The organism is Thalassovita taeanensis, assembly GCF_900110775.1.
Classification (GTDB): Bacteria; Pseudomonadota; Alphaproteobacteria; order Rhodobacterales; family Rhodobacteraceae; genus Litorimicrobium; species Litorimicrobium taeanense.
On sequence record NZ_FOEP01000017.1, the window covers coordinates 17,535 to 42,758 of the forward strand.

Annotated in this window: 21 protein-coding genes and 1 pseudogene; 7 read left to right on the forward strand and 15 right to left on the reverse strand. The window is 56.5% G+C overall.

Annotated elements, in window-relative coordinates; all coding sequences use genetic code 11:
* Positions 1-5: 5 nt before the first annotated feature.
* The 14 genes and pseudogenes from BSF79_RS17180 to BSF79_RS17245 form a co-directional block, all read right to left on the reverse strand.
* Positions 6-386 carry a DUF3768 domain-containing protein gene (locus tag BSF79_RS17180; protein WP_090271066.1) on the reverse strand — a complete coding sequence of 127 codons (381 nt, stop codon included), beginning with the start codon at positions 384-386 and terminating at the stop codon, positions 6-8.
* 126 nt (positions 387-512) lie between these two features.
* A complete protein-coding gene (locus BSF79_RS17185; protein WP_090271067.1) occupies positions 513-2,684 on the reverse strand; it encodes a ParB/RepB/Spo0J family partition protein in 2,172 nt (723 codons plus the stop codon).
* A gap of 277 nt (positions 2,685-2,961) precedes the next feature.
* Positions 2,962-3,106 (reverse strand): annotated as a pseudogene (locus BSF79_RS19585) (IS5/IS1182 family transposase); the annotation flags it as partial.
* A 200-nt stretch (positions 3,107-3,306) separates the two neighbouring features.
* The gene (locus BSF79_RS17195; protein WP_090271069.1) at positions 3,307-5,565 is read right to left on the reverse strand and encodes a 3-hydroxyacyl-CoA dehydrogenase/enoyl-CoA hydratase family protein; all 2,259 of its coding nucleotides are present in this window, start codon (positions 5,563-5,565) and stop codon (positions 3,307-3,309) included.
* 238 nt (positions 5,566-5,803) lie between these two features.
* Positions 5,804-7,591, reverse strand: coding sequence for an acyl-CoA dehydrogenase (locus tag BSF79_RS17200; protein WP_090271070.1), 1,788 nt, complete (start codon positions 7,589-7,591; stop codon positions 5,804-5,806).
* Between the two features lie 16 nt (positions 7,592-7,607).
* Positions 7,608-8,534 (reverse strand): electron transfer flavoprotein subunit alpha/FixB family protein, encoded by a 927-nt coding sequence (locus BSF79_RS17205; protein ID WP_090271071.1) that lies wholly within the window; start codon positions 8,532-8,534, stop codon positions 7,608-7,610.
* Positions 8,534-9,292, reverse strand: coding sequence for an electron transfer flavoprotein subunit beta/FixA family protein (locus tag BSF79_RS17210; RefSeq protein WP_090271125.1), 759 nt, complete (start codon positions 9,290-9,292; stop codon positions 8,534-8,536). Before BSF79_RS17210 ends, BSF79_RS17205 begins: the two co-directional genes overlap by 1 nt.
* 193 nt (positions 9,293-9,485) lie before the next feature.
* Positions 9,486-10,661 carry an acetyl-CoA C-acyltransferase family protein gene (locus tag BSF79_RS17215; RefSeq protein WP_090271072.1) on the reverse strand — a complete coding sequence of 392 codons (1,176 nt, stop codon included), beginning with the start codon at positions 10,659-10,661 and terminating at the stop codon, positions 9,486-9,488.
* A gap of 156 nt (positions 10,662-10,817) precedes the next feature.
* A complete protein-coding gene (locus tag BSF79_RS17220; protein ID WP_090271073.1) occupies positions 10,818-11,504 on the reverse strand; it encodes an OmpW/AlkL family protein in 687 nt (228 codons plus the stop codon).
* Between the two features lie 92 nt (positions 11,505-11,596).
* Positions 11,597-13,219, reverse strand: coding sequence for a long-chain fatty acid--CoA ligase (locus tag BSF79_RS17225; protein ID WP_090271074.1), 1,623 nt, complete (start codon positions 13,217-13,219; stop codon positions 11,597-11,599).
* 147 nt (positions 13,220-13,366) lie between these two features.
* Entirely contained in the window at positions 13,367-14,995 is a 1,629-nt protein-coding gene (locus BSF79_RS17230) for a GMC family oxidoreductase (RefSeq protein ID WP_090271075.1), read from the reverse strand.
* Between the two features lie 31 nt (positions 14,996-15,026).
* Complete coding sequence (locus BSF79_RS17235; protein ID WP_090271076.1) at positions 15,027-16,472, reverse strand: aldehyde dehydrogenase family protein; 1,446 nt, start codon at positions 16,470-16,472, stop codon at positions 15,027-15,029.
* A 10-nt stretch (positions 16,473-16,482) separates the two neighbouring features.
* Positions 16,483-16,965 carry a rubredoxin gene (locus tag BSF79_RS20295; RefSeq protein WP_090271077.1) on the reverse strand — a complete coding sequence of 161 codons (483 nt, stop codon included), beginning with the start codon at positions 16,963-16,965 and terminating at the stop codon, positions 16,483-16,485.
* A 172-nt stretch (positions 16,966-17,137) separates the two neighbouring features.
* Positions 17,138-18,349, reverse strand: a complete 1,212-nt coding sequence (locus tag BSF79_RS17245; RefSeq protein WP_090271078.1) for an alkane 1-monooxygenase — start codon at positions 18,347-18,349, stop codon at positions 17,138-17,140.
* Between the two features lie 212 nt (positions 18,350-18,561).
* Here BSF79_RS17245 and BSF79_RS17250 point away from each other — a divergent pair, with 212 nt between their 5' ends.
* The 4 genes from BSF79_RS17250 to BSF79_RS17265 all read left to right on the forward strand — a co-directional run bounded on the left by BSF79_RS17250 (position 18,562) and on the right by BSF79_RS17265 (position 23,234).
* Positions 18,562-21,177 carry a helix-turn-helix transcriptional regulator gene (locus BSF79_RS17250; protein ID WP_090271079.1) on the forward strand — a complete coding sequence of 872 codons (2,616 nt, stop codon included), beginning with the start codon at positions 18,562-18,564 and terminating at the stop codon, positions 21,175-21,177.
* A gap of 31 nt (positions 21,178-21,208) precedes the next feature.
* Entirely contained in the window at positions 21,209-22,390 is a 1,182-nt protein-coding gene (locus BSF79_RS17255; protein ID WP_090271080.1) for an NAD(P)/FAD-dependent oxidoreductase, read from the forward strand.
* A 355-nt stretch (positions 22,391-22,745) separates the two neighbouring features.
* Entirely contained in the window at positions 22,746-22,955 is a 210-nt protein-coding gene (locus tag BSF79_RS17260; protein ID WP_090271081.1) for a helix-turn-helix transcriptional regulator, read from the forward strand.
* Between the two features lie 78 nt (positions 22,956-23,033).
* Positions 23,034-23,234 (forward strand): hypothetical protein, encoded by a 201-nt coding sequence (locus BSF79_RS17265; protein ID WP_090271082.1) that lies wholly within the window; start codon positions 23,034-23,036, stop codon positions 23,232-23,234.
* Here the strand turns inward: BSF79_RS17265 and BSF79_RS17270 are convergent.
* A complete protein-coding gene (locus tag BSF79_RS17270) occupies positions 23,228-23,803 on the reverse strand; it encodes a hypothetical protein (protein WP_090271083.1) in 576 nt (191 codons plus the stop codon). The two genes, BSF79_RS17265 and BSF79_RS17270, sit on opposite strands and share 7 nt — an antisense overlap.
* A gap of 132 nt (positions 23,804-23,935) precedes the next feature.
* Here BSF79_RS17270 and BSF79_RS17275 point away from each other — a divergent pair, with 132 nt between their 5' ends.
* The 3 genes from BSF79_RS17275 to BSF79_RS17285 all read left to right on the forward strand — a co-directional run bounded on the left by BSF79_RS17275 (position 23,936) and on the right by BSF79_RS17285 (position 25,185).
* Positions 23,936-24,250, forward strand: a complete 315-nt coding sequence (locus tag BSF79_RS17275; RefSeq protein ID WP_090271084.1) for a hypothetical protein — start codon at positions 23,936-23,938, stop codon at positions 24,248-24,250.
* A 79-nt stretch (positions 24,251-24,329) separates the two neighbouring features.
* Positions 24,330-24,887: a lytic transglycosylase domain-containing protein gene (locus BSF79_RS17280; protein ID WP_090271126.1), complete on the forward strand. Its 558-nt coding sequence runs from the start codon at positions 24,330-24,332 to the stop codon at positions 24,885-24,887.
* A 16-nt stretch (positions 24,888-24,903) separates the two neighbouring features.
* Entirely contained in the window at positions 24,904-25,185 is a 282-nt protein-coding gene (locus tag BSF79_RS17285) for a TrbC/VirB2 family protein (RefSeq protein ID WP_090271085.1), read from the forward strand.
* Positions 25,186-25,224 lie beyond the last annotated feature (39 nt).

Here is a 25,224-nt window from a genome sequence, read left to right on the forward strand (position 1 = left end):
AGGCGTCAGTATTCCGACGGCAGAAGCAGGGTCAGAATCCGGCGCGTCTGTTCGGGGTCGGAGGGCTCGGGCGAGCCATATTGATAGTCGACGTCATACAAGTCGATCTTGAACCAGACCGTCGTGCCCTGAAAGTCGATGACCCCCATCTCGTGCCAGCCCTGCGGGTCGCTATCGGCATTGAACCCGTCAAAGGCGGCAACACGGCGGATAAGTTCCAGTTGGGCGTCAGGCCCAAGCGCCGCGACGCCGCGTGTCATCACGAACTGGCCCTGCGGGGCATCGGCGACCGGGGTATTGCCAAGGATGGAACGTCGAAATGTATCGTTCTGCGCGGCGATCAGCGCGGCTTCCCGCACGGGGTCAAGGTCTAGTGTTGTGGTCATGGGATGTCTCCGGGACGGGCCAGCCGATCTGATATCGGCTGTAGGCAACCCGCCAGCCGGAAAGGGCCGCCCTCGATGTGAGGGCGGCCCAAAGCTCATGTGGCAATCAGATCGGTGTTTGCTTCGTCAGGCCGCGTCCCCACTGAGGAAGGCGGGCAAGGACGACGGTTCATCGCTTTCCGCCTCGGCCAGAGCGTCTGCGGCGGGCACGTCGCCTGCCTCGGCCTCGGGCGCGTCGTTGCCCATGTCGGCAGCAGCCTCGGTCGCACCGGCAAACAGCATCCCGTCGGGCAGCCAACGAGTCGTTATGGCGACCGTGGCGGCGTCAAAACCTTCCGTCTCGCCGGCCGTTTCGGCGAAAGCCCGCTCCATGGCCGCGGCGAGATCGCCCTTACGCTCGCGATTGCGATCCTCGGCGTAGTCGTCGCCAATCAACTTGCGCGCCGTGGCCACCGTATGTCCCTTGTTGACCCGACCCCAGTAGTTTTGCGCGGTCGGGCGCCAGCAGGCCGCCACATCGACGTCAAGACGCGCGCCAATCTCCTCGATGATCGGGGAGGGGCGATTGTCGGAGGAAAGCTGCGGTTTGAGCGCCAGACCTGATGCCCAGGCGAAGAGCGCCTGCTTGTCTGCGACAGGCAGCGCCGACATCGCGCGGAAGTCCTCGGGCTTCTCCAGCTTCATCCAGTCGGTGGCGAGGTCCTGTTCCAGTGCCTCGAGCATCTTCTGGGCGACAGTATCCCCATGCAGCACCTCGCGGTTTTGCGCCTGGAAAGGCCGGATCGAGATGTCGAGCGCCTCGTTGTTGTAGGACCGCCCCAGAGCCTGCTCGCAGAGCGCATAGAGCATCGCGTCGAACGCCACCTCGAAATCCGCCGCCAGATGCGCCCGCAGGATGTGCTGGCGCGTCGCACGCAGATCGTCGGCGAGGCTCGCTGAAATCCCGTCCGCCTTGCGCAACGTCGCGGCCGGGTCGGAGCTCGGCACCGGCGTGGAGGAGGTCGGCGGCGTCACGTGTGGGTGGGCAGGGGAGGGGGCGCCATCCGCATCTGCGGTGGTCTCGTCAGGTTCGGGCGCGGCGGGAATATCCTCGGGCCGCACGAGGCCCTTCTCGACGCGCAACGCCCCGTCATGGCCGATGGTCAGAACCACGCCGGCGATGGCGCGATCCTCGTCGGCATAGGGCTGCCGTTCGCGCTGAAGGGCTTCAATCTCACGCAAACGCGGCTCGATGGCATAGTATTCGTCGGTCTCGGCGTCCGTCCAATCCTCACCGTCATTCTGCGCCGCCAGTTCTTCTTCGCGTGCGACGAGACGCTCTTCTTCGGCAAGCAGGTCCGGATCGGGTTCGATGTCCCGCGGATAGACCCGCCCGAAACTGCGAAACGCGCCATAGTCCACCGAGAGATGCACCTCGACCCATTTCCACTCCGCTTTGAGCGGTTTGGCCGCAGCCTGCAGCTTTTCGATGGCGAGGCGTTCCAGGAGGTCGGGGTTTTCCATATGGGCGCTGGCACGATCATCGAACAGGTCGCGCAGCAGGACGCCACCGGCCGCCTCATAGGCCTCGATGCCGACAAAACGCCCGAGCGCAGAGTTCGCCGAATGTGCGGTCTCGGTCAGCTGGCGTTTGATACTTTGCGGGTGGATGTGATAGCCGCCCTTCACCGCGTTCCACACCGCCAGTTGGCGATCGTGGTCGTCGGTCAGCGTGAAGGCCATCACGCATTCGAGGGTCAGATCGCCCGCGCGAAACTGCTCGATGAGTTCGGGCGCGACACGGGCGAGTTTGAGACGGCGGCGGACCAGGTCGACGGAGACGCCGAACTTCAGCGCGATTTCATCTTCACTGCGCCCCTCGGCGATCATTTTATTGAAAGCTTCGAACTGGTCCGCCGGGTGCATCGCCGCGCGCTGAAGGTTTTCTGTGGCGGAGGTAACGATGGCATTGCACTCGTCTTCTACGAGACAAGGGATGGGGTGGTCAGAGGGAATGACGCCGTCTTGCGCAAGCTGCTTCAACGCTTTCAGGCGACGGGCACCAGCAACGACGGCAAAACGTGCGCCAGACAACGCATGGACTACCAGATTTTGCTTGATGCCAGTCTCGCGAATACTTGCGAGGAGTTCCGCGTCATCGTTCGCACTTGTGGCGACTTTGCGGACATTGAACGGGCTGGGTTCCAACTGGTCGAGCGGGATCAGGCGGATATCGGAAGCGCTGGCGGGCGTTGCCAATCCGGCGGCTTCGGTTTTCTTCGAGGTGGCGGGTTTCGGTCGGGTCGCGGTCTTTGCCATGGTTAGGATCCTTGTCACGCCGGACCCGGATGAGGCTCTCTCTATCCTTTCAAGCCCGGCACCCGGGCTTCCCTTTCTCTGGCTTTTAGAAAATGCATCGACAGACGAACTTAAGGCGGGTGATCCAGCCCTCGATTTGCCGGAAATCTAACAGGTCGCTGCAATAGTCACTGAGTCATAACGACTTCCCTTCGGAACAGGCCTGGTTAATTGTTTTTCGCTTCTTGGGCCTTGACGGCACCCGTTCGAGGCCGCGATAAACGGTCTGGGCCATGTCGCCGACGGTTGAACTCAGCATCCAGGGAACGTAGTGCATCGTTGACGACCGTCTGGATCCTGCGCAGCGGATGCCACGCAGGGATGCGTTCCTCCATGTTGGCGTAGCAGAACAACGATCCCGTCACCTTATCCGAGCCGCGTATCAGCACCATCATCACCACAGTGGCGTCGGTGAATCATGTTCCGCGACAGGCGTCGAAACACCTGTTTTTCAGCAGCCTTTTAAGACCGTATATGCGATCCCGACGTTCGGCCATCGCCAAAGGCCTATGCTCAGCCTTGAAGGCGATCGAATGTTTTGGTCGCTACAATAGAGAACCACTTCGCACTCCAAATGGAAGGATCATGTACGCAATGCCTTACCCGTTTTCAACATATATTGGATACGTCGGAGCGTGAGCGGGTGCCTAGCCATTTTCATGAAGATTTCTCGCTCGAACGCTGAATACTCAACTTCGCCTATTGTGCGGACTTTCTGCTCTTGACATCCGCCCGTTAACAATTCTGCGACGCTGCCAATTACTCTCAAATCATCTTCAGACAACTCTCCTACGTAATGCTGTTCTCGAAAAGGGGCGACTAGATCGGCCACTAAACCCATTTCAAGTGGTAGATAGGTGGTTGGTTTGTTCGGAGAAAAACCACTGGTGAGAAATTCTAGTTTCTGGAGCGCGGCCTCTAAAAGATCATTACGGTGCATGATAAATTCCTGTTCGCAATCAAGAAGCCCCCGTTCGCTAGCCTCCCGCGCGGAACCGGTCGGACCGTTCGCCGTCATTGCCTGAAAGATCGTTCGCGGGGTCAAATCGCTAAGCGCGTGGTTACCTGTCCGGTTGAGCCGTGACAGCAACCGCCGTCCCCCTCCCCATGCAGGAATCAAACCAACCAAGTGCTCCGGCAATCCCAGCCGCGCCTCCGCATGCGCAACAGTTTCAGTACAAAACATTGCAAGCTCACAGCCACCCCCCAATGCAAGCCCTGGAATGGCGGCCACGCTGGGTTTTGGTGCAAGTGAGAGCGCTACGAAAAGATCCTGACCACGACGCACGAAGTCTTCGAGAGCTTTCCAGTCGTTTTTTTCGATTAGCGCCGCGATCGCGCTCAGATTGGCCCCCGCTGAATATAGGCTAGCATTGGGGTTGCCAACGAGCATGCCGCGCGCTGAGCCTTCTAGCGCGTTCAACCCTTCGCTAAGAATATTCAATACATCGCCATCAATGGCGTTCATTTTGGACCTGAACTCTAAGCACACCAGGCCATCTCCTATATCCCAAAGAGAAGCGGCGGCGTTCGATGCCAGTGGCGAGTTTTGCAGCTGGGCGAGATTTATCCGGTCGGCATCGCGGCTTTTCTTCAACTGAGGGACTGCGAAATGAACTACAGGGACATCGCAACTTTCCGAGAGAACTGCTTGTGTTTTGGCGGTCAATCCGCCCAATATTTCGATCGGGCCCTGTCGCCAAGCATACCCGAGTTGCATAGCTGTGTCTATTTCAGCAAGGCTTGGTGCAATTGCGTCCGCGTTGCTGGTCGCATAAACAGCCACATTCGCTAGTATTGACCGGGCATAAGCTCCAAGATAGGTCTCGTCCGATAGCAGAGCATTCAGATCCTTACCTTGTCCAGGCAGGTCGCTCGCGCTAAACCCGTTATGTGACCTATATTTTCCAGTTCTCAAATCAACCACTTCGCGATTGTTGTCATTCGTAAATCGGTAGAAGCCCGCCTTCGTCTTTCGCCCGAATCTGCTTGTTTCGATGAGCTTAGAAATGATCTCGAGAGCCGGAAGATCGTACATGTTGATTAGATCGTCGTCGGGCAATGACGTCATTAAAGATCCCCATATATATGGGATCACATCAATGCCGATCAGGTCGAGCAAACCAAAAACACCAGTTTTTGGTGTTCCAAGTCCGGCGTGTACGGCGTCCGCTTGTTCTACCCCAAGACCCAGCCGAATAGCATCAACAACTGCAACTGATATCCAGGCACATCCAATGCGATTTGCAATAAAGCCGGGTGTATCTCGGCATTCCACAATGGTTTTTCCTAATGCGAAACGCGCTATGTCCGCAGCATGGGAAAAAGTCGCTCCGTTTTCGGAACCGACAAGCTCTAGCAACTCCATTCTACGCGGAGGGTTGAAGAAATGGCTAATGACAAAGCTATCCTTGAAAGTTTTGCTGCGCCCCTCAATCAATTTCGACCGCAGTATTGTGGAGGTATTCGAAGATATGATTGCCCCTGGCTTCAATAGAGGCTCGATGCGCTTATAAAGTGCTCGCTTGGCCGTAAGGTCTTCAATGACCGCTTCTACGATCCAGTCAGCTTCAGAGATGCGATCCAGATGATCCTCCGTGTTGCCGACGCGCACGAGACCTACCGACGTAGCTCCCATGAACGCCCGTGACGCCTGTTGTTTTTCCAAACCGAGTTGAGCCGGTTCGTTTCGTGCAAGACCAGTTCCTGGCACATCCAATAGTTCAACGTGTACGCCAGCATTCGCGAATTGCGCAGCAATACCGCCCCCCATATTTCCGGCACCGATAACCGCGGCCCTTGAGCACTTGGCTCGCTCAAGGCCCCATGCGAGTTTGTTCATTTTCGCTTACCCTTCAGATTCGATCGGCATAGTTCAGCTGATCTTCAATTACTCATTGCGGTCAACTATTGGGCGATTTTCCCAGAGGCACTTCTGTAAAATAGGCCACCCGCATCACCCAATTTGGACGCTAAGTTAAAAGCCCTTTGACATGACAGTATCTCCGCCATTGCGCTTGATTACGGCAATCATTTTCGCCCCTTCGAACGGCTGCTTTGACCTTCCTGAAATTTAAGTCTCATGCATCCACGCAGAAATCGGCTGCAGACAAATCAAGTATGGACTTAGCTCCCTTCTTGACCGTTGAGGAAAGCGCTTCTGCTTTGGGAAAAACATTGTTCATATAGAATTGCACAGTTTTTAACTTGGTTTTTGCATGCATCGGGCAGCGGCCTCTTTCTATCCGCTCTGAGGCACTTATTGCTGCGTCTCCCATTACCCATGCACCCAGACAAATTCCAAAACACTCTAGAACAGTCACGGCAGCCGCTAGCGGCTCGGATCCACGTTGGGCCAAAATCCAATTTGTCAGTTCTTCGACCTTATCGGCAGCATCCATGACGGCACCGCAAATCGCCACCCAATCTGCATAGTTTGTCGACAATTCGCTCAAAGCTCTCGCGGTCGTGCGCATATCTGCGACAAGTTCCATGGCCGCTACTCCGCCATCGCGCTGGATTTTTCTTCCAACCAAATCAATGGCTTGGATGCCCGTTGTTCCTTCGTAAATTGTAGTAATACGCACGTCGCGCAAATGTTGCGCTGCGCCGGTTTCCTCAATGTAGCCCATGCCGCCATGTATCTGCACCCCAAGTGATGCATTCTCAATACCAAGCTCTGTCGACCACCCCTTGGTGATGGGAATAAGCAGATCCACTCGGCGTTGGTGACGTGCCCGTTCCTCCGAGTTTGATGATCGCTGTGCAAAGTCAAGAGACGTCGCAGCACGATATGCGATTACCCTAGCGGCTTCAGTTCGTGCTTTCATCAGACCCAACATACGGCGGATATCCGGGTGACCTATAATTGTTTCCTCGGAACCCGCAGTGGTGCGCCCCTGTGTGCGCTCCATCGCATATTTGATCGCATGCTGAGTAGCGAGTTCTGAAATGCCGACTGCCTGCAGCCCTACGCCTAGGCGAGCATTGTTCATCATAGCGAACATGTACTGCAGGCCTTTGTTTGGTTCGCCCACCAAATACCCGGTAGCGCCACCGTTATCGCCGAAGGCCAGAGCACAGGTCGGACTAGCATGAATGCCTAGCTTGTGCTCGATAGAAATGCAGCGGACGTCATTACGCTGCCCCAGAGAACCGTCCGCATTCACCAAGTATTTCGGCACAACAAAGAGCGAAATTCCTTTGACCCCAGCAGGTGCATCGGGAAGCCGTGCCAGAACCAGGTGAATAATGTTCTCGGCCATTTCGTGTTCACCGTAGGTGATGAAGATCTTCTGGCCTGAAACAAGGTAGTGATCGCCAGTCGGTTCTGCCTTTGACCGGATCGCGGCGAGGTCGGAACCGGCCTGCGGCTCAGTCAGATTCATCGTTCCTGTCCATTCGCCCGTCACCAGCTTGGGAAGGTAGACTGTCTTGAGGGCTTCATCGGCATAACCTTCAATCGCCTCAATCGCGCCCTGTGTCAGCACCGAACATAGTTGGAACGCAGTATTGGCGCCGTTAAACATTTCCTGAATGCAGGCATTGACGACGGTAGGCAGACCCATTCCGCCGCGTTCAGGATCACTGGTGGGGCTGTTCCAGCCCATTTCGACCAGTTGGTGGTAGGCCGCTGCCCAACCATCCGGAGTGTGAACCTTGCCATCCTCGAAAGTGAGACCAACTCGGTCACCGACCACGTTCAGCGGAGCCAAGACTTGTCCCGCGAACTTACCGGATTCTTCCAGGACTGCGGATACCAAATCGGGCGTAGCGTCCTCAAGGCCTCGCAATTTGGATACGCTATTCAGACCACAAAGGTCTTCAATGACGAACATCATGTCGTCGATAGGGGCAGTATAAGTCATTTGTCAGGCTCCGGGATTACAATTTCTCTGTCAGGTCTGGAACGGCGTCGAAAAGGTCTGCGACTAGGCCGAAGTCTGCGACTTGGAAGATGGGGGCCTCTTCGTCTTTGTTGATGGCGACGATGATCTTGCTGTCCTTCATCCCCGCAAGGTGCTGGATCGCGCCAGAGATACCGACGGCGATGTAAAGATCCGGGGCCACGACCTTGCCGGTCTGGCCGACCTGCCAGTCGTTGGGGGCAAAACCACTATCGACCGCCGCGCGGGAGGCGCCAACAGCGGCGCCCAGCTTGTCGGCCAAGGCTTTGATGATCTTGAAGTCCTCTTCCGAACCCACGCCCCGGCCACCCGAGACGACAACGCCAGCCGAAGTGAGTTCCGGGCGGTCGCTTTTGGCCACCTTGTCTTCGACCCAGGACGACAGGCCCTCGGTCGCCGGAACGGCCACGTTTTCCACAGCCGCCGACCCGCCGTCGCCCGCCTTGTCGAAGGTCGAGGTGCGAAAGGTGATGACCTTGGTCGCGTCGCCCGATTTCACGGTCTGGATCGCGTTTCCCGCATAGACGGGGCGTTGATACGTATCCACATCGACAACGCCGGTGACGTCCGAGATCACCATCACGTCCAACAGCGCGGCCACGCGCGGCATGATGTTCTTGGCGTCGGTGGTAGCCGGCGCAACGATGTGGCTGTACCCCCCTGCCAGCGACACGATCAACTCGGCCGCAGGTTCGGCAAGACGGTGGCTAAGCCCCACATCCTCGGCGACCAGAACCTTGGCCACGCCGTCGATCTTGGCAGCGGACTCACCCGCCGCAGCGGCAGAGGCGCCCGCGCACAGAACAGTGACATCGCCCAGGGCCTTGGCAGCGGTGACCGCTTTGGCGGTGGCGTCCAGCGCCAGCTCGCCGTTGGTGACTTCGGCCAGAAGAAGTACAGACATTACACGGCCCCCGCTTGTTTGAGTTTCGCAACCAGCTCGTCGACCGAGCCAACGATTTCGCCCGCTTCCCGCGCTGCCGGTTCCGCAGTGCTGACCACGCTCAGGCGCGGGGTGACATCGACACCCAGATCAGCGGCGGTCTTTTCATCCAGCGTCTTTTTCTTGGCTTTCATGATGTTCGGCAGCGAGGCATAGCGCGGCTCGTTCAGGCGCAGGTCGGCGGTGATGATCGAGGGCAGCTTGACCGAAATGGTCTGCAACCCGCCGTCGACCTCGCGGGTGACGATGGCATTGTCGCCCTCGACCTTAACTTCCGATGCGAAGGTCGCCTGGCTCCAGCCCAGGAGCGCGGCCAGCATCTGACCGGTCGCGTTCATGTCGTTGTCGATTGCCTGCTTGCCCGCCATGACGATCTGTGGCTGTTCCTCGTCGCAGATTGCTTTCAGGATCTTGGCAACCGCCAGCGGCTCGATATCGGTGTGCACGTCATCGGCCGCCACAACCAGGATCGCGCGATCCGCGCCCATGGCCAGCGCCGTGCGCAGCGTTTCCTGCGCCTGTTTCACGCCAATCGACACCGCGACAACTTCGGTCGCAACACCTGCCTCTTTAAGACGGATCGCCTCTTCTACCGCAATCTCGTCGAACGGGTTCATCGACATCTTTACATTCGCGAGATCGACGCCAGAGCCATCGGTTTTCACCTTGGCCTTCACGTTGTAGTCGATCACCCGTTTGATCGGGACTATAATCTTCATCATGATACTCCTACGCTGCGTATTCAGAGGGAAGGGCGGCCCCCGCGGAGGCCTGCCGATTGTCAGAAGAAACTGCGAATTATCTCACGCAGATCGCCGACCACACTGCAGAAAAGGGCCAAAGGTCAGTTGGTTTCTGCTGCATTATGATCTATCTACGGTCATCGCGCAGATTGGCTTCACAACTCCAAGATCATACAGCTTCGATAGCAACCGCGATGCCCTGCCCGCCACCGATACACATGGTGACCAGAGCGCGTTTGGCGCCGGTGCGCTCCATCTCGTAGAGCGCTTTAACAAAAATAATCGCGCCCGACGCCCCGATCGGATGACCAAAGGCAATCGCACCACCGTTGGGGTTCACCTTGTCGTTGTCCAGACCAAGTGTCTTACTCACGGCCAAAGCTTGTGCCGCAAAGGCTTCGTTGGACTCGATTACGTCGAAATCTGAAATGGTCATCCCTGTACGTTTCAAAAGCCCCTCTACTGCCGGAATTGGCCCGATCCCCATTATGTCCGGGCGTACCCCCGCGACGTGATAGCCGACTAGGCGCGCGCGCGGTTTCAACCCCGCATTAGATGCAGCATCTGCCGTGGCCAGGACAATCGCCGCTGCCCCGTCATTGAGGCCCGAAGCATTTCCCGCTGTCACGGTGCCATCCTTTTGGAATGCCGGACGCAGTTTTTCGAGCGTCTCAAGCGTACTGGCCTTGGGATGTTCATCGGTCTCAAACGCCACCATGTTGCGTTTGACTTTGACCTCCACGGGCACAATCTGGGATTTGAAAAATCCTTTATTGATCGCGTTCAGGGCACGCTCTTGGCTCTGTAGGGCAAATGTGTCCTGAGCCTCGCGCGAAATGTCATATTCGGCGGCGACGTTTTCCGCCGTTACCCCCATATGCCCGGTGCCAAACGGACAATTCAGCGCCCCAAGCATCATGTCGATCGCACTCGTGTCACCCATTTTCTGCCCCCAACGGACGGCCGGCACGATATAGGGCGAACGGCTCATGTTTTCGCTGCCACCGGCAAGAGCAAAGGTAGCATCACCCAGCATCAACGACTGCGCCGCTGACACAATAGCTTGTAGCCCAGAGCCGCAGAGCCGGTTGACGTTCATTGCCGGCGCTTTTTCTGGCACGCCAGCAGCGATAGAGGCCGCGCGGCTAAGATACATGTCGCGCGGTTCTGTATTGATAACATGGCCAAAAACAACGTTTCCAATCTGCTTGCCTTCGACGCCTGAACGCGCAAGCGCCTCTTTCGCCACGATGCTACCCAGTTCGATCGGAGACGTGCCCGCAAGAGAGCCGCCAAAGGTTCCGATGGCTGTTCGCGCACCATCCAATACTACGATATCTTTCATATCTACTCCGTTTCTTCATTTTTTCGTCAAGCAGGCCGTGTACTATCCAGTGTCGGCCTCTTACTCAGGTCGAAGCCGTTTCTACACACTTCCAGGAGTTTACTTTTCGAGGTTCCGCCAGTCGCGTTTCGCGGCAGTTCTACCATGGACAAAGCCCTAGAAGCGGTAAGCAAAACCAATATTCAGGATTGTTGGATCCACCGATACCTTGCCTCTGACCGGTGCCCCACCGAGTGTCCCAGAGAGATCTGTTTCGAATGGCGTGTAACGTATATCAGCATTAGCAAACCAATTCTCGCTCACTTGGTAGCGCATTCCAACTTGTAGAGCGGGCGCCCAAGCGTCTTTCAGGTCAAAATTCCCCAATGCCCCCCCTTGTTCTTCCAGAAACAAAATTCGAGCTATGCCGGCACCAACATACGGGCTAAAAGATGATCTGGTCGCAAAGTGATACTGAAGCGATAAGACAGCAGGGCCATATTTTGTCTCCCCAACGGGCAATCCTGCCAGGCTACCTGCCCCTGTTAGTTTGGCACTTGCTGGCAAACCGCCAAAGAAGTTTATCGCTACAGATGAGTTCAAGAAATAGGAGACATCGAAACTCAGTGTCGTGTCATTTGTGATTTCAATATCTGCTCCCGGTATCGGAGCTCCACCCGCACTAATTGAGTCCAGAGACTCCCCAGTAAACACCTTTGCTGCGTTCACGCCGACAAGCCAATCTCCTTTAGCGTAAAGCGATTCCGCATTTGCGGCGTGGAGCGATACAAAGCAGCCGATCATCATGATAGCGATGATTTTCGCGGCATATGGCACTTTCGACATCAAACCAATGTATTTCATTTCTTCCTCCCTTTGGTTGGTTTACTGCGCTTGACGCGCAGCAACATGCAGGCGGAAAATGCGATCTGCAATTTCGCCTGCATGTTTTCAGGTTACGCCAGAAGCACGTCCCCGTAGGCCCCCCGCAACTTGTTCTTAAGCACCTTGCCAGTTGCGTTTCTCGGCAATTCCTCCACGAAAACGACGGCATCGGGGATTTGCCACTTGGCTACTTTGTCAGAGAAGAAGGCAATCAATTCCTTCTCCGTCAGGTTTGTTCCTTGCGCCCGCACCGCAATGAGAACCGGGCGTTCGTCCCACTTCTCATGCTTCGCTGCGATGGCGGCGGCATCAGCAATATCTGGATGACCGACCGCAATGCTCTCAAGTTCGACGGTGGAAATCCATTCGCCACCCGATTTGATGATATCCTTGGAACGATCACGAATGGTCATGAACCCATCGGCATCAATCGAGGCCACATCGCCGGTTTCGAACCACCCATCGGATTCCAAAGTCGTGTCGGCTTTCGCACCGAAGTAGCTGTCCACGACCCAATGGCCACGAATGCGAAGATTGCCTTGCGCGGCCCCATCCTCGGGAAGTGTGTTGCCTTCATCGTCCACGATCTTGAGTTCCACACCATAGGGCGGGCGGCCCTGGCTCTCACGAACTTTCGCCTGTTCTTCTTCGGTCATGCCTGCATGGCGCTCAAGCAAGGCGTTTGCAGTCCCGAGAGGCGAGGTTTCGGTCATACCCCAAGCGTGGACGACTTCTGTGCCATATTTTTCGCGGAACTCGGCGATCATCGAAGGCGGGCAAGCCGACCCACCGACCACTGTTCTTGTAAGCGACTCGGCTTTGGAACCAAGCTTGTCGAGCGATGCAAGCAGCCCTTGCCAGATTGTCGGAACACCAAGCGCGACCGTCACGCGTTCGTCGTCGATGAGCCGTGCGAGGCTGTCACCATCAAGACCCGGCCCCGGCAAGACCAGCTTGGCACCGACCATCGCGGCGGCATAAGGAACACCCCAGGCATTGACGTGGAACATCGGAACAACCGGCATCATCACTTCGCGCGCTGAAAAGTTCAGCGTGTCAGGCAACGCGGCGCCCAGCGAATGCAGGACAGTGGAGCGATGAGAATAGAGCACACCTTTGGGGTTTCCTGTGGTGCCGGAGGTATAACAAAGACTGGACGCGTCAGTTTCGTCAACATCCATCCAATCGGCATTTTCATCCCCCGCGGCCAGGAAATCCTCGTAAAACACAAGTCCGGGGATTTTACTTGCTGCCTGTTCGTCACGCTCCGACATAAGGACGAACGTGTCGACAGTCGTCAGCTTCTCTCTGATCCCTTCGATTATCGGCAGGAACGTCTTATCGAAAAAGATGACCCGGTCTTCCGCGTGGTTGATGATATAGACAAGCTGCTCGGGAAATAGACGCGGATTGATCGTGTGGCACACCATCCCGCCGCAGGAAATACCAAAGTAGCACTCCAAATGCCTCGCATTATTCCAGGCAATCGTCGCCACGCGATCCCCTTTGAAGAGTCCCAGTTTTGTCAGCGCTGAGCCGAGTTGCCGCGCCCGATCAGAAATACCTTTCCATGTCGTCTTTGCCTTTGAGCCGTCCGTCTCCACCGACACAATCTCTGTGTCTCCATGGTAGCGAGCACCGTGATCAATAAGAGAGTGGATTGTCAGTGGCATCGCCATCATTTGTCCGTGCATTTGGCTTCCTCATTGGATTTTAGATTTTTGGCTGTGCTCTGATCGTTCTGGAAAGCCTGAAAGCTGCTGGTTGCGGCTTGCAGCTTCTTGCAACAAACTCCATCGCATCCGTTACATGTGTCTGTTTTTACTTGCTTTTCATTGTTCTTAGGCAACGGACCGACTCCGATCAAGAACGCGCACCTGCCCCAGAATGATCTCAGCCGCGTTCTCGGCAATGGCCATGGTGGGGGCGTTGGTATTTCCGGCGACAAGGCTTGGCATGATGGACGCATCCACCACCCGCAACCCCGTCACGCCGCGAACTTTAAGTTCGGGATCGACAACCGAATCTTTGTCCTCCCCCATCCGGCATGTACCGACCGGGTGATAAATCGTCTCTGCGCCTTCCCTGATGAATGCCGCGATTTCATCGTCGGTCTGTACGGACTTTCCGGGGTGAACTTCGTATTTGCTGTGCGCGGACATCGCCGGAGCGTCGAGTATCCTGCGCGCCGCCTTGAACGCGTCAACCATCGTTTTCAGATCTTCCGGATCGCTCAGATAATTCGGTTGAATTAGGGGGTCGTCCATTGGATCCGGGCTTTTGAGACCGATATAGCCCCGGCTTTTGGGCAACAGATCGCAAATGTGAAGGGTGTAGCCATAGCCAAGTGCGATCTTGCGGCCATGATCCTTCAGGTAGGTAGGGAGGAAGTGAAACTGCACGTTCGGCCTGTCGCGATCAGGCGACGACTTAATGAACCCGCCGCTTTCCGCCACATTCGACGTCATAAACCCCTTGCGCCTGAAGATGTAGGAAAACAATCCGCCAATGCCACGTGGCAAAAAGCTGAGAGCGACACCGATCGGGCGCCGTGAACTTGCGGCATGCATGATCGTCACATCAAGGTGGTCGGCCATGTTCTTGCCGACCTCGGGAAGATCGTGAACGACCGCAAGGCCATGCCGTTTGATTTCCCGGGCATCCCCGATACCGGACAGAAGCAGAAGCTGCGGTGAATTTACGGCCCCGCCGGACAGGATCACCTCGCCGCCAGCATTGAGGCGCAGTTGGCGATATTCGCCGCCTTCCCGCAAGGTAACACCGGTTGCTGTCTTGTCCTCCATAACGACCCGGGTCACGCGGGCGTCGGTTAATATTTCAAGGTTGGACCGGGCTTCAGCCCCACGCAGAAAGGCTTGCGCCGCGCTCCAGCGCCGCCCGTCCTTTTGCGTGACCTGGTACATGCCCAACCCCTCTTGGTCGCCGCTGTTAAAGTCGCCATTATGGGGAATCTGCAGTTCGCGTCCGGCCTGCACGAAATCGCGGCTTAGGGGGTTCACGGTTTTTAGCTCGCTAACGGAAAGCTCGCCGCCCTTGCCGTGGGTGTCGGTGGCACCGAACCGATGGTTGTCTTCGATCCGCTTGAACAGGTCTGTCATGCGGTCCCAGCCCCAGACCTCCGTCCCCGCCTCTGACGCCCAGTAGTTGTAGTCGGCCTTGTTCCCGCGAATATAGATCATGGCGTTGATCGACGACGAACCGCCCAGCGTCTTGCCGCGGGGCCAGAATAGCTTACGGCCATTCAGGTGCTCTTGCGGTTCGGTGTCAAATGCCCAGTTCAGCTTTTTGCTGTTGGCCAACAAGGCGATCCCCAGTGGCATGTGTATCAGGGGGTTCTTATCCTTTGGGCCTGCTTCGATAAGCGCGACGCGTTTTGCCGGGTCTGCCGACAGCCGGTTGGCCAAAACGCAACCGGCGGATCCGGCACCAACGATGATATAGTCGTACATTTCTTCTCTCCCTATTGGTTCGGAGCGGCTTTTAGCCGAGCACTCGAACCACGATATTGATTAGGCGGCGTACAAAACCCGTGTAAGGCGGGAAAAGCATGTGCGTAATGGAGTGCTTTTCCTCCAGCACGGCTTTTTCATGGGAAAAGGCCTTGAAACCGTATTCACCATGAGCCGCCCCGATGCCGGAGTTGTTGACGCCGCCAAACGGCAAGTTCGGATGCAGGAAATGCACCACTGTGAGATTCACGCCCACCGCGCCCGAAGAGGTGCGCGAGATGATTTGATTGACGAAACTCTTGCTTTTGTCGAAGATATAAAGGGCAAGCGGCTTGGGATTTGCGTTGATCTTGTCAATGACTTTGTCCAGATCGACATATTCAATGATCGGCAAGATTGGTCCGAACAGCTCTTCTTGTGTGATTCCCATATCATCCGAAACTTCGGATATTAGCGTCGGGGCAACGAAATTCTGGCTTGCATCGGTCTGCCCCCCCTGAAGGATACTTGCACCTTTGGCGCGGGCATCTTCAATCAGGTTGCGAACCCGGTCAAAGTGCCGTTCATTCACAATCCGGCAATAGTCGGGCGTTGCTTTTTGTGCCTCGGGCGTCTTTCCATAGACCCTTCCAATCTCGGCTTGGATCGCGGTCTTGAACGCGGACGACACATCGCGGTGCACATACACGTGATCCGGTGCGATACAGGTCTGCCCGTTGTTTGAGAACTTGCCCCAGACGATGTTGCGTGCGGCCTTCTTGATATTGGCATTCGGGCCAACAATGGTCGGCGATTTGCCGCCAAGTTCCAGAGTGACCGATGTCAGGTTTTTCGCGGCGGCCTCCATGACGACCTTCCCGATTGCCGGGCTGCCCGTGAAAAAAATATGGTCGAAAGGTAGCGAAAGAAGTTCCTGTGAAACTGCGGCGCCGCCTTCGATGACCTTGACCAGATCCGGTGTAAAGGCCTCTTCCACGATGTCGATAACGACCTGGGACGCATTCGGCGTCATCTCGGACGGCTTGATAATGGCACTGTTGCCCGCAGCGATTGCAGAGACCAACGGCCCAAGCGCGAGGTTTACCGGATAGTTCCATGGCGCGATGATCAAGCAAACGCCCTTGGCCTCGGGGCGAACTCGTGCCTTGGTGCCAAGTACTCCCAAAGTCGCGCGCGCCCGCTTGCCGCGCATCCACGACTTCAGATGGTGCTTGGTGTGTCGAATTTCCTGAAGTACAGGAAAGATCTCCGTCAATTTTACTTCTTCAGCGGGCTTTCGAAAATCAGCGGCGCAAGCCGCGATGATTTTGTCCTCGTTCCGCTTGACGGCATCTGCCAGGCGATCCAGCTGTGCAATGCGCGCCTTCCGGTCAAAACCGGCCCGCCGGGCAAGTTGGGCCCGCACCTGGGTGTCAAATGCGGACCGGATGGCATCCGCGTTGGTTGTGTTGGCAGGAAATGATGCAGCCTGATTCATGGTCGCTCTCCTATTTTTCTTCGTAGAGGACATAATCCTCTTTCGTGGCGCCACAGTCAGGGCAGCACCAATCATCGGGGATCTGACTAAACAGCGTTCCGGGCGGGAAACCTTCATGTTCGTCGCCAAGGGCTTCGTCGTAGATATGACCGCATGTGATGCAAAGCCATTTCCGGTAGGCCGTTCCGGCAGCAGGGGTCGCCGGAGCAGATTGGGGCGACTGCGGCGCGGCAGGGGCGCAAGGTGCCGCAGCCACGGGTGCGGGTTCCGGGATCGGCGCGGGTGCGGGTTCAATGACCTGAGCGGTCGCAGTCTCGCCGGACGGGGCACCGCCGACTAGGACAAAGTCTTGCTTGTCGCGTACGGCGCAATCCGGGCAAGAAAAGTCGTCGGGCACTTGTGACCAAGGTGTTCCTGGCGGGAAACCTTCGTGCTGGTGACCCTGGATTTCGTCATAGGTGTATCCGCAATCCGGGCATTGATATGTCGCCATTGTTCATTCCTCCCTTACACACGCGTGCTGACAGGCGAGCATGTGCGTCGTTCCCATTTTCTGTAGGTTCTTCCTGCGGCCCTGCCTTCGGATGAGAGCAAGGTGTTATTTGGCAGGTCGGGGCTGGCCCAACCCGAGCCAACTCCAGTGTCTAACGCGGTATGCCTGAACTTTATTCGGCGGGCATAGCGGCAGGTTGCGCAGGTGCGACCGATCCGTATTTGCGCTCATAGTATTCACGCATGCCGGGTTCGATCTGAATTTTGTTCAAATCACCTTTGGCCCAGTCCAGGACACGATGATCCAAGATCGAACGGTACCACGACGGAATCATCGCCGCGAAAAACATTCCGGGATAGCCCGAGGGCAGTGCCGGCAGATCCTTGAAGTCGCGCAGTGATTGATAGGACCGCGTGGGGTGCGCGTGGTGGTCCGAGTGCCGCTGCAGGTGGAACAGGATCAGGTTGGACATTATATGGTTCGAGTTCCACGAATGGTGCGGTTTTTGATGCTCGTACTTTCCATTGGGCAGTTTTTCGCGCAGCAGGCCATAGTGTTCGATGTAGTTGGCCGAAGTGAGCTGCCACCATCCGTACGCCATCTGAATGGGCAGGAACACAAGCATGATGGGCCCGAAGAACGCCAGCAGCCCGGCGTAAAGAACGACCGTAATGATCATCGGCTGAAGGATCTCGTTGTCCAGACTCCAGACGCTTTTACCACTTCTCTTAAGGCGCACCTCTTCGAGTTCCCAAGCACGTTTGAAAGCACCGGGGATTTCACGGGTTGCGAAGGAATAGATATTCTCACCCATTCGCGATGTTGCCGGATCGTTCGGGGTCGCCACGTCGCGGTGGTGCCCTTTGTTATGCTCGATGAAGAAGTGGCCATAGCCTACGACTGCCAGCACCAGCTTGGCCATCCAACGGTCAAAGGTCTCCTTTTTGTGCCCCAATTCATGCCCGGTGTTCAGTGCTAATCCGTTGACAATACCCAGCGACAGAGCAAGCGCGATGAACTCAAACGCATTGATCGACTGGGTCGCGACCCACCAGCAGGACCCGACCAAAGCCGCGTAATGCATGGGCACGGTCAGATAAGTGAGCACACGATAGTAGCGGTCTTTTTCAAGATCAGGCACGGCCGATTCGGGGGGATTCGAAAAATCCTCGCCGAACATCGCGTCCAGCAACGGCACCGCAATATACCACAGAACTAGGACAGTTCCGTACCAGATGCTCCAGCCTGTTTCCAATACCAGATAAAGTCCGATCAGCGGCGTTGCCGGCCAGAATACGGACAAGATCCAAAAATATCTTTTCTTGTCAACATATGTTTCAACGGTTCCGGCCTCAGCCGTGTCCGCTTCATTCAGATCCTTCATCAGTCCATTCCTCCCTTGAATGCCATTGTCACGCCTGGCGGCGGTCAGGAGTCAATGCGTTACGCATTGCTTCTTCCTGCCGCTCGGCACTGGGGAGTATTGATCGATCCAACCGCATCACCGAACAACTACACGTTCGTGTAGTTTTGAGTTCTGTGTGCTAAAGGTACATTGTCAGTTCGCCAACGATACATCACTTCGGGGAGGGAGGGATGATCACGACCTCCAGCGCAACCCCTGACGACCTTACCGATTTCGTGAACCGGATGAATGCCCGACGAAAAAAATTGGTTCAGGGCTCTCTAAGACGTGACCGGCTCGATTTTGTGGGGCACTCCGGCGCGAAGTGCCTCCTTTTCAAGGCACCCCGTGGCTTCGGCAAGTCCGTGCAGATCGCCTTGTGCGCCCAGGCAGCGATCGACCGAGAGGAGGACTGTGTCTATCTGGACCTGTCGTCGTTCTGGCAAGAGGGCGTCTGTGAGGCTGAGTTAGTCGCGAACGCGATTGTCGCGGTGCTAGCGCCGCAGGAATTTTCCGGCATGCAGTCTAGGCGCAGCCTCAAGATCGCCGCTCTGCGCCTTCTTATAGGTCGCGAAAAGCGTGTCACAATCTGTCTTGATGGTGTCACCGACTCCGCCACAATCCAGAGGTTTCTGAAAACGATCACACTGGAAACGCCAGAAACCGTTCGATTGGCGGTGAGCGAGCGCCTGCCAGGTACGATGGTCACCCTGTCGGTTCTTTCGGATGTGGTGACAATCGGCCCAAGAGAATTGAGCTTCACTCTCGACGAGACACGGTCGGTTCTTCCGGTGGAAACCGGCCGAGCAAAGAAGATATTCAACATGGCAGGCGGTTGGCCACTTCTTTGCGCGCTGGCCGGAAAATCGAATACGTCTGGCGAGGCTATCGTTCACCTACCAGAAATTCAGGCCTATTTTGAAAACGACGTTCTGGCACAGGTATCTCAGCCGCTCCGGGATTGCCTGATCAACGCCAGCTGGCTGGAGGAAATCACGTCCGAAGCCTGCGACTATGTGTTTAAGACTCACGATTCGGGTAGTAAACTGGCTGAACTCGCGTCTCTTAACAGTCTCTTGACGGCCAGCATTGACAGGCCAAACTGCTTTGAAATTAATCCCACGCTTCGAGCGTATCTGCGCAATCGTTTCATCGAGGAAAACGGGTCACGCCGATCGTATTTTCTGAAACGTATCGCATTCTGGCATTGGCGAAGGAAAGAGCATCGCTTGGTCGTTGATGTTGCTCTGCGGGCCCAAGATCACAACTGGGCCCAACGGCTTTCTGACCAAGCTCTGTTGGACCTTGCGTTGAGGCAGGGAGAGATCGAAGCCTTGACTATCTGGTTCACCGGGATTCCACGGGCCAAATTGTTTCAGATGCCATCCTTGGCCATCGGGTATGCTTGGGTGCTTTTCTTCAGTCAACGTGCAAGTGAAGCACAGGATATTCTGGAGAAGTTGAATACCTTCCGAGGTTCCGCCTCCACGGGCCAGGAAGACCCAAATGGATGGGCTGAACTGGTCCGAGCCATTGGTCTTGCCACACACGATGAGTTGAAGAAAAGCGACGCGAGTTGCGCGACCTGGATTGATACGTATGGATTAGCCAACCCGGTCGGGCGGGCCGCCGCGCAGACTTGCAGAGCGTTCATTGCCGCCTCCGACAGGCAGTTTGCTGTCCTTTCAGATCAAATTGCCTCTGCCACGGTCGTGAGCGGCGCAGTCCGTCACCGCTATGCGTTTGGCTGGCTTGCTACCGCCGGCGTTCTGGCTAGGCTGCTCAATGGCGACATCTATGGCGCGCGCAGCGAAATTCGGCGTGCACAGGAAAATGAAAACGTTGCCTATGAGCGAACGCCCTTTGTCAAGGGCATGATCGCGACCATGGAGCTTCAGATTCAGGCAGAAGACGGGTCGATTACGCCCGACGAAAGCACCGTGCAGGAGGCTCTGAATTTTGCACTCAAATTTGGAGTGACGGATGTCGTTTGGAATACCGTTCGAAGCGCGGCCGAAATCTATATCCGTCAGGGCGACACATCGCAGGCCTTTTTGTTACTTGAACGTTGCCGCCTGCTGGCGAAAGAGCGCGGTCTGAAACGGTTGGACATGCTGGTTCGGTTGGGCACCGAAGTCTTTACCATGGGAACCCGAACGAGAACCCCTCTCGCGGCCGAGCCTCTCCCATCGGACGAAGACTTGCTTTTTCTGCCAAACCAGAACCGTGCCATCCAGGCGGAAAGCGCGTTGCTGCAAGCCTCAAGATTTTTGCATGACGGCAAACTGGGTCTGGCGGAAAGACAGGCTCGCAAAGCTCTTTCAGATTTCACCGCCGTAAGGGACCAACGTGGAGAAATTCGAGCACAATATACGCTTGCGGCCACACTCTACCTGATGGGTGAGGAAAAGCAGGCGCTGAAACGAATCGCCGAAGCCAATCACAAAGCGCAACAACTGGGCAGCTTCAGATCTTTGGTGAACAGGTGCCACTTTCTGCGGGTCATTTGCCCAGAGTCGAGAGCGCTCCTGGATCAAACGGCAACCGAAATTCCCGTGATTGCAGAACCGGCGAACAAGGGGCGGGGCGATCAACGCCGAATTGTGGATAGATCAGCCCTGATCAGCCAAAAACAAGTCAGGGTCTTGCAACATGCGGCGCTTGGGTTGAGCAACAAGGAAATTGCAGCGCGCCTGCATGTCACGGAAGACACCGTGAAGTGGCACTTCAAGAAAATAATGCGAGGCCTCAAAGCCGGCAACCGTACCGAAGCGGTACTGATCGCACGATCGCTTGGCCTTATCTAAACGTTCGACATACCCAGGGAGGAACGAAAACATGGACACAACTGTCATCATCGGCAACGGAGTAGCTGGCACAAATGCTGCCGCAACCTTGCGAAAAAATGGATACGAAGGCGCGATAATGCTTATTGGTGAGGAGGTGGCGCTCCCCTATCAGCGTCCGCCTCTATCCAAGACCTGGCTGCTCGGGCCGGACAGGCCGCACCCGACTCCGATACGCCCACTTTCCTTTTTCGAAGACAATCGCATCGAGCTGATGCGTGCGCGAAAAGTCGTCAGCATTGACAGGAATGAGCAGAGAATTCGCTTCTCAGATGGGAAGACGACGAAATTCGATACCTTGATTCTTGCAACAGGGGCGTCGCCTCGCCGTCTTGATTTGCAGGGGGTGGATCTGAAAGGGATTCACTATCTGAGAGATCTTGGCGATTCAGCAGGACTTCGCCAGGCCCTGACCGGACCCGACTGTCGCGATGTTGTGATCATTGGTGCCGGTGTCATTGGACTCGAGGTGGCCTCTGCCGCAGTCGATCTAGGAAAGACCGTCACGGTTATAGAGGCTGCCGCACGCGCCATGGCCCGCGTTGCTTCCCCTGCAACAACCAATTTCGTCACTCAGAAGTTAACGGATACTGGTGTCCAATTCCTGTTCAATAAAAAAATTGAAGGGTTTGGCGCCGCTAATCACCGCGTTTCCTCGGTCAATCTTGGCGATGGGGCCGAGGTAAAGGCCGATCTTGTGTTGGCGGGCATCGGCGCCACACCCAATGTGGAGCTTGCCGAAGCCGCAGGCTTGGAATGTGACAATGGTATCTGCGTCGATCAGGATATGCGGACATCCGACCCTAAAATATTTGCAATCGGCGATTGCGCCCGCGGTGACAACAAATTTGCGCCTGGAAAACTGCGTATAGAAACCGTTCACAATGCAACCACGCAGGCTCAGATTGCGGCAGCAGCCATTTGTAACAAGGAACGCCCAGCCCCTGTGCCGCCACGATTTTGGTCCGATCTCAAAGATATGAAGGTTCAGGCCGTTGGAATAGCGGTCGGTTACGATCTGGTGCAAAGTGATGCATCACAGCATCCACCATCTTTGGAGGTGCATCTGAAAAGCGGCGACCGCCTTGTTGCCGCTGAGATCGTGAACCTTCCCAATCGTCAGGGTGCCCTGATGAAAGCGATTTCTCCCATAGTTTCGACAGATGCTCAGTAAGGATACACCACAGTTGGAACTGTGAGACTTCCATAGGGATGCAACCGGAGATCTGCCGTTTCAAAGCAAAACACAATGACAAGAAACAGCATGGCCTCACATAAAACTTCTTGTAGAATTCGTCCTCTATCATCTCTCTGTGGACGACCAACTGGCGGCACCGGCAATTCCGGTTCCGCCCTTTTGAAAACGACTGATGGATAGAATGCCCGCGAAACGGTTTATCAAGTGCCCTGCCATTGGGTAGACATATCGACTTGGCGACCTCGCCTCTGTATTAGTAAGATCCTCCACACTTTCGAATGTAACATATATCGCGTGGCGATATTTCACTCATCATGCCCGTCTCAGCGGCATGAACTTGCGGGACCGTGTAGCACTGAACATCCAAGACTTGAGACGCGCCCGCGGCCTCAGCCAGGAGGAGCTTGCTCACCGGGCCGACGTGAGCCGCGGCCATATGGGCAAGGTCGAAAACGCCAAATTTGCGGCCTCCCTCGACCTCCTCGAACGCATCGCCCGGGCGCTCAACGTCGACCCCGAAGAGCTTTTTGCAAGACGCTAGTCCGTTTCCTGCGGGTTTGATCGGCACCCCTCATCACGAAAGAAGTAACGGCAAGAACAGTACGAGTGGCGTGGGTACATGGCGAAAAGAAAGACAGGCTGGCCCTTTCAGGAAGGGTTTATCATCGAAGGAACACAGGAAATCCATGTGTTTACTGACTACCGGTGGAACGATGGATCAGTAAGCAGGCGCCAGCTTGTTGATCCCGAAACCTACGACGTCAATCTTGCCATTGTGCGCGCAGTTTCACTCAAGATGCCCGATAACGAAGATCAGTAGGAGAACCACTCTGAGTGGCCCATGTTGCCCTCATAGTCCCCGTATTCGACCAAGATGCCTCGGGTGTAGAACTCACCACGACCGCGTGACGGAAACTTCACCACCTGCCCACCCTCAGAAATGAATGTTTCCGACCAAGGCCTGTCCGCGCCGCTGACTCGTTGAATGTATCGGCAGATCCGGTTCTCGCGGTCGCATGACTTGATGGACCATCTCCACTTCCGACCGTCGTCGCGCGTCTCATACGATTGCCCGGTGAACCAGATCACATGGGTCCGGTTCAGCCATTCGTATTCAGGGAGACTGGTGTCGAGCTCACCTTCCCCACCGGGGCCGCCCAGTTCGACCGGCACATGGGCAAAGGTGCAGACTCCGAAGGGCGGCAGGCTCGGCCAGGGCGTGATCCGACGAATCATCGTGCGATAGGCGCGGGCGCAGACCGCGCTCGGGGGGAACCCACCCGCCATGCACAGCATGATGGCGCAGTCGATGTCATAGGCCCGCGCCTTCTCCGGCGCTCCGAGCGCTGCCATCACCCCTATTGCTGCTGCCATCACCCGTCGTCTCATGCCACTCTCCCGCAAAAGTTGCGGCAACTATCGTGCAATTTGTATTTATCTGCAATATGTCGTATTGACTCCATATGACTTTATGGCCTTACTGTCATCCAGTAGAAGGGCTCTCATGGGGAGAGTCCGAACATGCCGATAGCGCGCAACCAGATCCTGATCACCATCGATGGTGTCAAAGACTTGTCCGAAAAGGGCATCGCGTTCCGCTGCCGGTATGAACTCGTGGGGTTCACGGACGATGGCAAGCCGCGCTACCAGTGCATCTACCTGCGCAAGGGCGAGCCGGAAGCCATTCTGGTCTCGACCCGGATCACCCCGCACGGGCCCGAGCCGCGGTATTTCAACATATGGCCAGGGCTCTTCAAACATCACTTTGAGTTCGGTGACGGGCGCGATCTGCGCTTTGGCCCTGACTACAGCATCTCCCTCGAGGAGCGCGGCTGACGTCATCGCCTTCGGCCGCGACGGGACGGCCCGGACCTCTGGCTGGACCTTCCACGGCGAGAGACCTGCCTGGGCGGTGTTGGATGAAAGTGCTGATGTCGAGGTGGTTCTGGCGTCTCTGGGTGCCACGCCGCCTTCCGATCGCGACAACATCCTCTCTTTAATCCAAGCTACGGCTGTCCAACATGAGGGCAATCGCGCTCTGCGCCAGGTTGGTCTGGGCGCAGACGACTGGCAGGTCCTATTCCGCGCCCTCGTCGAGGCCGAAAGTAGCTACAACCCAACCGCCGTCAGCCCCAAAGGCGCCTATGGCTTGGGACAGCTGATGCCCGGCACGGCCCGCGCCCTCGGTGTCGACCCTCGGAACCCCGCCCAGAACCTCGACGGCGCGGCGCGCTATCTGCTCGCGCAGCTGGCGACCTTCAAGGACATCGACCTCGCGCTCGCGTCCTACAATGCCGGCCCGCACCGCGTGGTCGAGTATTCCGACATCCCGCCCTTCACCGAGACGCGCGACTACATCGCCCGCATACATCGGATCCGGTCCCGGCTTTCAGGTGCGCCCGTTGCCACCCCGGACACCCGCGTCGCGGACCGGGTGCCTACTCGCGCGCCCGTCCTCATCGACCTTCAGTAAAACAAGGGAACTTCGCATGCTCAGACATCGCCTCGGCCGCCTCTTGCCTGTCGCCACAACCTTGGCGGCTTTCGCAACGCCCACCCTCGCCCAAGACTTGTCACCCATCCAGACCATGCTGGAGACCGTCGAGGCCGCGCTGACCGGCCCCATCGGGATCGCGGTCGCCACGCTCGCGGTCATCGGCACCGGTTTCATGTGCATGATGGGACGGCTCAACTGGGGCTGGTTTGCTTCGGTCATCATCGGGATCGTGCTGATCTTCTCGGCTGGCACGATTGTGGATGGGTTCTCGTGATGAGCTGGAAAGCACTGTGCGTGTTTCGCAAGAAGGCAT